This window comes from uncultured Ruegeria sp. (genome assembly GCF_947504215.1).
Lineage (GTDB): Bacteria > Pseudomonadota > Alphaproteobacteria > Rhodobacterales > Rhodobacteraceae > Ruegeria.
Window position 1 is genome coordinate 350,209 of record NZ_CANNGO010000002.1, and the last position, 8,679, is coordinate 358,887.

Genomic DNA, 8,679 nt, shown 5'->3' on the forward strand with positions numbered 1-8,679 from the left:
TAATCTGGTTTAACCCGTGCGACGTTCGTCAAAGCTTAGCGCGATGAAGCTGGGCAGGTGATCACCCATACCCACAACGTCAGGTCCGCGATCGTTCCGGCGGCCACGACCGCGCCCTTTAGGCTCGGGGTCCTTGCGGGGTTCAACTTTTTTATCGTCGTTCTTTTTCGGGGCCGGAGCTTTGGATTTCCGCTCGGGCTTTGGCGCCTCGGCTTTAGGCTCCTCGGCCTTGATCGGGTTGTCGAGGCGCGGAATGTCTTTCTGAATCAGCTTCTCAACAGCGGCCAACGCTTTTTCATCGCGAGAGGAGCAAATCGTGATCGCCTTGCCCTCGCGTCCCGCGCGACCGGTTCGGCCGATGCGGTGGACGTAATCCTCGGGGTGGCCGGGGACATCGAAATTGATCACATGGCTGACAGAGGGCACATCCAACCCTCGTGCGGCCACGTCCGAGGCAACCAGCAGGCGCAGGGTTCCATCGCGGAATCCGTCCAGCGTTTTCGTACGTTGGGACTGATCCAGATCACCATGGATGGCTGCGGCATCATATCCGTGTTTTTTCAGTGACTTGGCGCAGATGTCCACGTCGGTCTTACGGTTGCAAAAGATGATCGCGTTGGTGCACTTTTCACCTTCGGCATCAATCAATGCGCGCAATACGTTGCGTTTCTGGCTGGCTTCGCGATCGCGGCGACCGCCTTTGAACATGACCACGCCTTGCTCGATCGTCTCGGAGGCGGTGGCCTGACGGGCAACCTCGACCCGCTTTGGTGCGGACAGGAATGTGTCGGTGATCCGCTCGATCTCCGACGCCATGGTGGCTGAGAAGAACAGGGTCTGCCGGGTGAATGGTGTCAGCGAGAAGATGCGCTCGATATCAGGAATGAAGCCCATGTCGAGCATCCGGTCGGCTTCGTCCACCACCATTATCTGAACGCCAGTCAGCAGCAGCTTGCCGCGTTCAAAATGATCCAGCAGACGGCCCGGAGTGGCGATCAGCACATCGACACCCCGGTCAATCAGTGCGTCTTGTTCCTTGAAACTGACACCGCCGATCAACAGCGCTTTTGTCAGCTTGAGATGTTTGGCGTAAGTATCGAAGTTCTCAGCCACTTGCGCAGCCAGTTCCCGTGTCGGGCACAGCACAAGCGAGCGCGGCATCCGCGCCCGTGCGCGACCGCGGGCCAACAGAGTTATCATTGGCAGCGTGAAACTTGCGGTCTTGCCGGTTCCCGTTTGGGCGATGCCTAAAACATCGCGCCCTTCAAGCGCGGCAGGGATCGCGCCTTCTTGAATTGGAGTTGGGGTTTCGTATCCAGCTTCCTCAATCGCTTTGAGGACCTTCGGGTTCAGGTTTAGTTCGTTAAACTTTGTCATGTATGTCCGGTTCATGCGGACACTTGACCTGGCCCGCGCGTCTGAAATGTGCCGGGCCCGGATGGCCATGCGCCTTGTGCGCTGTTTCGGCTTGAGCGCGGACATAACAAAAACGTGGGTCAGGGTCAAACAAAGACCTGTGGATCAGCGGGTTGTGGTGCCTGTCCCCGAATTTTTGCAACAATTCAGCTACTTCCGGGAAAGTGTTTCGCAACTTTTTCATCCAGACTCAGTGGCCGGTGCTTGATCATGCCATGCGCTTCCAGTCTGGCACGTACATCAGGGTCTGCGCCGCTCATTTCAGTGTAGAATGCGCGAAGGCCATCGGGCCCTTGTTCAGCCTCGATCCAGCTGAGCAATTCGTTCTTGTTCAACCCGCCTTGATCGCGCGGAACATTCGGGGACATACCGGGTTGATACGAACCGCGATCCATTCGAAACTTGTAGTGTGCAATCCAATGTTCCCAGTCCGACGCATGGCGGTGGCAGAGTTCGATTTGTGGTACTTCAAACTTACAAGGCAGCAGCTTCTTGTTCTGAAACAGGTTGTGGATACGAAAGTTTAGGTTCTCCATGCCGGATCGCACGAACAGCTTGCCCTGCACATGGCTTAAGAAGCCGCCCAGAACAAAAGCGCCGTAATTCGGATAGATTTCCTCGACGATGGCCTCTCGGTCAGCTGAGTTCGGGATATGTGCCTTGTACAAGTCTTCGCTGCCACCGATTGCTTCGATAGGTCGAACGCGCACGGCCGGTTTGTCCGCAGGAACTGAACTCAGAAGGTCTGTAATTGGCTCTGGCGACCAAAGGAATTCGTCAACATCGATGTGGGCCAGCCAATCCAGCTTGGTATAACGATAGGCGAATGTCGCATGAACAGTCTGGCGGATCTGGTGCTTTTCGGGGCGATTGCGCCGCCGTTCCTGCCAGAATGCGTCGTCACAGTTCCGAACCCGGATCTTAGGATGACAGGACAATGCCTCAAACGCGTCCGGGTTAGGTTCATCCATGTAGATGTACAAAAAATCCGCGCCCAGATCGAGGTGATGGGCGGCAAAACCAAGAATAGTGTCCGTTGGCCCCCGGACCATTGAAACGATCCCCCAGGTGATCATGCGCGGGCTTGCCGGGACAGGCGTGTGTCGCGCATCAGCTTTAACCTGCGAAAAACGCTGCCGGGGTCTTTGTTCAATTCGGTCATCAGGTGATCGACCAGCGGTGCGATGGTGGTATCCTGCAATGCTTTGGTCCAGATGGGCGCGATGAGATTGACGTCCAATCCGCCTTTTTCAAGGGAAAAAGATTTCATTTCGTAGGGCAGCGACGCCTCGCTTTTGCCGCGCATCCTGTGCGGCGTATCGGGGGCCACACCGGAAAACAACCGCTCGAATTCATAGAGCTTCATCATGCCGAATAGCATACGCAGGGCCTGACCGACCTCACGCTGCGTCGATGTTTGCCCGTGGATGGCAAAGGTTTGAACCGACGAGACCAACCAGCGCAGATTTAACGCAGATATCAGGTGACCGGGGTGTTCGCCCCATAGACGGCAGAAAAGCGCGGGGGCGTGGCGAGGGTATGAGCGTTTCCGCAGGTTTGACACCAGTTGTGCGTTCAGAAAGGCAAGCTCGGAATTGCCGACAAATTCCGTGGCGATTTTTGCGCGCTTGCGGTTCCATGAGGTTCTTAGATTTGGTTCAGGCAGAACTGTGGCACTTTCGGGCACGATCTGCTGGACCATCGAGGCAAGGTCTGCGTCCAATGGTGGCAGCGTTTCCAAACCAAACTCAAATGGGCTGCGCCGGTTTTCATAGCTGTCCAGCATGTCGGGCAGGCCGCCCGGGAAAGTCAGATCGTCTTCGCTCATGAGCGCAGAATTGCACAGCCAGACTCGACTGCGCAATCAGCCAGTTGCGTCACGTCATCATCTCTTTCGTCGCCGTCAGGGTAAGCTCCGGATAGTCGCGAACAACGCGGTCAATGTCCCATTGCAAACGAGTCAGATAGACGATGTCGCCGTCATGGTCATGTGCGATATGTTGCTTGTTGGCGTTGACGAATTTCTCAACCTCGGCTTTGTCACCGCTGACCCAGCGGGCCGAGGTGAATTGTGACACTTCAAAACGCACCGGCAGGCCGTATTCCATCTCGATCCGGCTGGCCAGAACCTCGAATTGCAGCGCGCCGACCACGCCGACGATAAAGCCCGAGCCAATCGATGGTTTGAACACCTTGGCGGCACCTTCTTCGGCGAACTGCATCAGGGCCTTCTCTAGGTGTTTGGCCTTCATCGGGTCACCCGGGCGCACGGTTTGCAGCAGTTCCGGCGCAAACGACGGAATGCCCTTGACCCGGATCGCCTCACCTTCGGTCAGCGTGTCACCGATGCGCAACTGGCCGTGGTTGGGAATGCCGATGATGTCACCAGCCCAAGCCTCTTCCGCAAGCTCGCGATCCGAAGCGAGGAACAGCACCGGGTTCGAGATTGCCATCGGTTTTTTCGTGCGGACATGTGTCAACTTCATGCCGCGCTTGAAATGTCCCGAGGCCATGCGCACAAAGGCCACCCGGTCGCGGTGCTTGGGGTCCATATTGGCCTGTACTTTGAAGACAAAGCCTGCGACCTTCTTTTCCTCGGGCGAGATCTGCCGGGGTTCGGCGGACTGAATCTGCGGTTGCGGACCGTATGAGCCTATGCCTTCCATCAGCTCCTTAACCCCAAACGAGTTAATGGCCGAGCCGAACCAAATCGGAGTCATATGCCCCTCAAGCACTGCCTGCGGGTCCATGGCGGGCAGTAGCTCGCGTGCCATCTCAACTTCTTCCAGGAACTTTTCCAACAGGTGCTCGGGCACGTGTTCGGCCAGTTTCGGGTCGTCCAACCCGTTGATCTCGATGCTTTCGGCCACCTTGTTACGGTCGGCACGGTCCATCAGTTCCAGCCGGTCGCGCAGCATGTCATAGCAGCCGATGAAATCCCGACCTACACCAATCGGCCATGCGGCGGGCGTGACGTCGATGGCCAGCATTTCCTGAATTTCGTCGATAATCTCGAACGTATCGCGGCTTTCGCGGTCCATCTTGTTACAGAAGGTCAGGATCGGCAGATCGCGCAGGCGGCAAACTTCAAACAGCTTCTGCGTCTGGCTTTCTACACCTTTCGCGCCGTCAATCACCATCACCGCCGCATCCACGGCGGTCAGCGTGCGATAGGTGTCTTCCGAAAAGTCCGAGTGTCCGGGTGTATCCACCAGATTGAACCGGAAGGTGTCATAGTCAAACGACATGGCCGAGGCCGAGACCGAGATCCCCCGATCCTTCTCCATCTGCATGAAGTCCGATCGTGTGCGGCGCGCCTCACCCTTGGCACGCACCTGGCCCGCCATCTGGATCGCGCCCCCATATAGCAGGAACTTTTCAGTCAGGGTCGTCTTGCCCGCATCCGGATGCGAAATGATGGCGAATGTCCGACGCCGGGCGATCTCGGGCGGCAATACAGGTTGGTTCGTGGCGGTATCAAGCATGAGCGCGCGTATAGGCGGGGAAACCTGCCGAGGCAAGACAAAGGGGGTGTTCCGAATCGGATCGCCATGGCAAAAAGAACATATAGTGAACAAAAAGTGGAGTGGAGCAATGAATTTGAAAGAAATCGCGCAGGAACTTGTGGCCGGATGCCGAGAAAACCGGACAACCGAGAATCTGGGCAAGATCTATGCAGCAGATGCTGTTTCGGTCGAGGCTGTGGATGATCAGGGTATGGGGCGGGAAGCCCATGGCCTGGATGCGATCCGGGGCAAACATGCTTGGTGGGACAATGCCACCGAGGTCAGCGACTTCAGCGCCAGCGATCCAATGATACACGGCGATGACCGCTTTGCCGTGATTTTTAAGGTTCAGGGCAAATTCAAAGAAACCGGTGAGAGCTTTGATATGAACGAAGTCGCCATCTACCACGTCGCTGATGGCAAGATCGTACGGGAAGAGTTCTTCTACTAAGCGTTGATCGTGCTTGAAAAATCCGTTTCTAGCCTTCCTTGCCGGACCGGTGCTAGATGTTTGGCAAGAATTGGTTGGGAGGGTTAGAATGGATCTTGGAATTCACGGAAAACGCGCACTGGTGTGCGCCAGCAGCAAAGGGCTTGGTCTGGGCTGTGCCGAGGCTCTGGCGGGCGCTGGCGTAAACTTGGTGATGAACGCGCGCGGGGCTGAGGCGCTGGTAGCCGAGGCCGCGCGCATTCGTGCGGATCATGGTGTTTCGGTCGAAACCGTTGCCTGTGATGTGACCAGTCCTGAGGGACAGGCGCAGGTGATCGAAGCCGCGCAAGGGGTGGATATTATGGTGACCAATGCGGGTGGGCCGCCCCCCGGCTTGTGGTCGGATTGGGATCGGGACGATTTCATCAAGGCGCTGGATGCCAACATGCTGACGCCGATTGCCTTCATGAAAGCCCTGTTGCCGGGCATGATGGACAAAGGCTGGGGCAGGGTGGTCAACATCACCTCGCAATCCGTGCGCGCGCCGATTGCGGTTCTGGGGCTGTCGAATGCCGCGCGGACAGGGCTGACCGGGTATGTGGCCGGAACAGCGCGGCAAGTTGCGCCGCATGGTGTGACGATCAACAATCTGTTGCCTGGAATTCACGCCACAGACCGGGCGAATTCGCTGGATGGCGGGGTTGCGGCGCAAAAGGGCATCTCGATGGATGAGGCGCGCGCCGAACGTGCCGCAACGATCCCCGCGCGCAGGTATGGGACACGGCAGGAGTTTGGTGCGACCTGCGCCTTCCTGTGTTCGCAGCACGCAGGTTTTGTTGTCGGGCAGAACATCCTGCTGGATGGCGGCGCAACCAATTTGACGATGTAACAATGGCACAGGGTTTTTCACTGAAGGATCAGTTGTTTAACGCCGAAAAGACTCGCTACCTTGCGGGCCTGTTCGCCGATGCCGACCCGTCCTTTGATGCAGGCGCGTTCGAGGCGCGGGTTATGTCCCGGCTTCTAGAGCTTGAATTGAAGGAGCGTATGGCGTGGATCGCCAAGTGTTTGCAGCACGCCGTTCCCGGCGATTTGCCAGATGTCGCGCCCGTCATCCTTAATGCCCTGCCACCGCCATTGGATCCCGACAAAACGGATGATGATTTTGGCGATTTCATCTTTGCGCCCCTGGGGGATTGGGTGGTTTCGGTGGGGTTGGATCATCCCGAACTGGCGTTGGATGTGATCGAAGAACTGACACAGCGATTTTCAATGGAGTGGGCCATTCGTCCGTTCCTCAACCGACATCCCGATCAGGTTATGGAACGCATGGATCGGTGGTGCGGGCATGACAGTTACCATGTGCGCCGTCTTGTCAGCGAAGGCACGCGGCCGCGTTTACCCTGGGGGCAGGCGATCGGGCTTGGCCTGAACGATCCGCTGCCATTGCTGGACCGGTTGCATGGGGACAAGACGCGCTATGTCACGCGGTCGGTCGCGAACCATCTAAACGATATCACCAAGAAAGACCCAGAACTTGTTCTGAACCAGTTACAAACCTGGCAGAAACAGGATCTGCAGCACCGGGATGAGTTGGACTGGATGACCGCGCATACGCTGCGGGGATTGGTGAAATCCGGGCACCCGCAGGCAATGAAAATGCTGGGCTATGACCCGGATGCTGAGGTTGCGGTGGACGTTCAGGTGAATGGCGCGCCCCGGATAGGTGACGCGCTTGAGTTCTCAGTCGATTTGACCGGAGCCTCGGGGCAGCCGGTGCTGGTTGACTATATCATTCACTTTCAACGCCCCGGCGGGAAAACAACTGCAAAGGTGCATAAGCTGAAGCAGGCGGTTTTGAAGGACGGGCAACTCTCGCTGACCAAGCGCCACAAGCTGAAGGCAGACGCTACCACATTCAAACTGGTGCCCGGCGCGCACAGGTTAGAGGTTCAGGTGAATGGCAAAGTTTGTGCGGGTGTAGATTTCGAACTGCTGGGGTAAGCCATGCCTGGCCCCCTCACGCTTTTGTCAAAACAGGTCCTAGCGGATTGCGCAGCACCTATACCTGCATTAGCTGAGAGGTATTCGAGAACAAAGGAGCACCGCGATGAAGCATGAATCCGTACAGAACTATTATGGTGAAGTGCTGCAAGGCAGTGCCGATCTGCAAACCAATGCCTGCTGCACACCGGATGACATGCCGGTTCACCTTAAGGGTATTCTGTCGCAAATTCATGATGATGTGCTGACCCGTTACTATGGCTGCGGGTTGATCGCGCCGCTTGATCTTGAAGGGATGCACATCCTTGATCTGGGATGCGGCGCAGGACGGGACGTCTATGCTCTGTCCGCGATGGTGGGCGAAAACGGTCGCGTTGTTGGCGTCGACATGACCCCCGAACAGCTGGACGTGGCGCGCGCGCATCAAGACTATCACGCGCAGACCTTTGGTCATGCGAGCAGCAACGTGGAATTTCATCACGGCTTTATCGAAAAGCTGGAGGAACTGGACCTCGCGCCCGGTTCCTTTGACATCATCGTGTCAAACTGCGTGATCAATCTGGCCACCGATAAAGAGGCTGTTCTGAGAGGAGCGCACCGCCTGCTAAAAGACGGTGGCGAGATGTATTTCTCGGATGTGTATGCCGATCGCCGCGTGCCAAAAGCGATGGCCGAAGATGAGGTGCTGTATGGTGAGTGTCTATCCGGCGCACTGTATTGGAACGACTTTCTGTCCATGTCGCGTGCTGCTGGCTTTGGCGACCCACGCCGGGTGACGCATCGCCCGCTGACCATCGAAAACCCCGCGCTGGAACAGCGCGTGGCCCCGTTGAACTTCCTGTCAGCCACGTATCGTCTGTTCAAACTGCCCGAACTGGAACCGGCCTGTGAAGATTTTGGTCAAGCCGTCATCTACAAGGGCACGGTGCCACACGCACCGCATGAGTTTGCGCTGGATGACCATCACATAATCGAGGCCGGCAAGGTCTTTCCGGTTTGCGGTAATACTTGGATGATGCTGAACGACACTCGCTTTGCACGGCATTTTGAGTTCATTGGGGATTTCTCGACCCATTATGGCATTTTCGAAGGCTGCGGCGGAGAAAGCCCGTTTGAAGCCAACGGCGAGGTTGCTTCCGGCGGCTGTTGCTGAGGTTGTTGGACCTAATAAGGAGCGATCTGGAAGCTTTCAGTAAACCTGTCGAACTAGGTTGGCAGTTCTTTTGACATAGTGTCCGCTTTGCGGTGTGGTTTCAACTGATCGCCGCAACACAGGTTTCAAATTTCTCTGCTGGTGTTTGGTATTGCAAGGTTTTTCGAGGC

Annotated in this window: 8 protein-coding genes; 4 read left to right on the forward strand and 4 right to left on the reverse strand. The window is 56.8% G+C overall.

Annotated elements, in window-relative coordinates; all coding sequences use genetic code 11:
• Positions 1-9: 9 nt before the first annotated feature.
• The 4 genes from Q1B21_RS07045 to Q1B21_RS07060 form a co-directional block, all read right to left on the reverse strand.
• Entirely contained in the window at positions 10-1,377 is a 1,368-nt protein-coding gene (locus tag Q1B21_RS07045) for a DEAD/DEAH box helicase (RefSeq protein WP_298934819.1), read from the reverse strand.
• Between the two features lie 185 nt (positions 1,378-1,562).
• Positions 1,563-2,492, reverse strand: coding sequence for a glycosyltransferase family 2 protein (locus Q1B21_RS07050; protein WP_299887545.1), 930 nt, complete (start codon positions 2,490-2,492; stop codon positions 1,563-1,565).
• A complete protein-coding gene (locus Q1B21_RS07055; protein ID WP_299887548.1) occupies positions 2,489-3,244 on the reverse strand; it encodes a hypothetical protein in 756 nt (251 codons plus the stop codon). Before Q1B21_RS07055 ends, Q1B21_RS07050 begins: the two co-directional genes overlap by 4 nt.
• Positions 3,245-3,293: 49 nt before the next feature.
• Positions 3,294-4,901, reverse strand: a complete 1,608-nt coding sequence (locus Q1B21_RS07060; protein ID WP_298934822.1) for a peptide chain release factor 3 — start codon at positions 4,899-4,901, stop codon at positions 3,294-3,296.
• Positions 4,902-5,010: 109 nt separating this feature from the next.
• Between Q1B21_RS07060 and Q1B21_RS07065 the strand changes: the two genes are divergently transcribed.
• From Q1B21_RS07065 to Q1B21_RS07080, 4 genes are all read left to right on the forward strand, one after another.
• A complete protein-coding gene (locus tag Q1B21_RS07065; RefSeq protein ID WP_299075787.1) occupies positions 5,011-5,373 on the forward strand; it encodes a nuclear transport factor 2 family protein in 363 nt (120 codons plus the stop codon).
• A gap of 88 nt (positions 5,374-5,461) precedes the next feature.
• On the forward strand, positions 5,462-6,241 hold the full coding sequence (locus tag Q1B21_RS07070; RefSeq protein WP_299887553.1) for an SDR family oxidoreductase: 780 nt from the start codon (positions 5,462-5,464) through the stop codon (positions 6,239-6,241).
• A 2-nt stretch (positions 6,242-6,243) separates the two neighbouring features.
• Entirely contained in the window at positions 6,244-7,356 is a 1,113-nt protein-coding gene (locus Q1B21_RS07075) for a hypothetical protein (protein ID WP_299887556.1), read from the forward strand.
• 106 nt (positions 7,357-7,462) lie between these two features.
• Positions 7,463-8,509: a methyltransferase domain-containing protein gene (locus Q1B21_RS07080; RefSeq protein ID WP_299887559.1), complete on the forward strand. Its 1,047-nt coding sequence runs from the start codon at positions 7,463-7,465 to the stop codon at positions 8,507-8,509.
• The last annotated feature ends 170 nt before the right edge of the window (positions 8,510-8,679 follow it).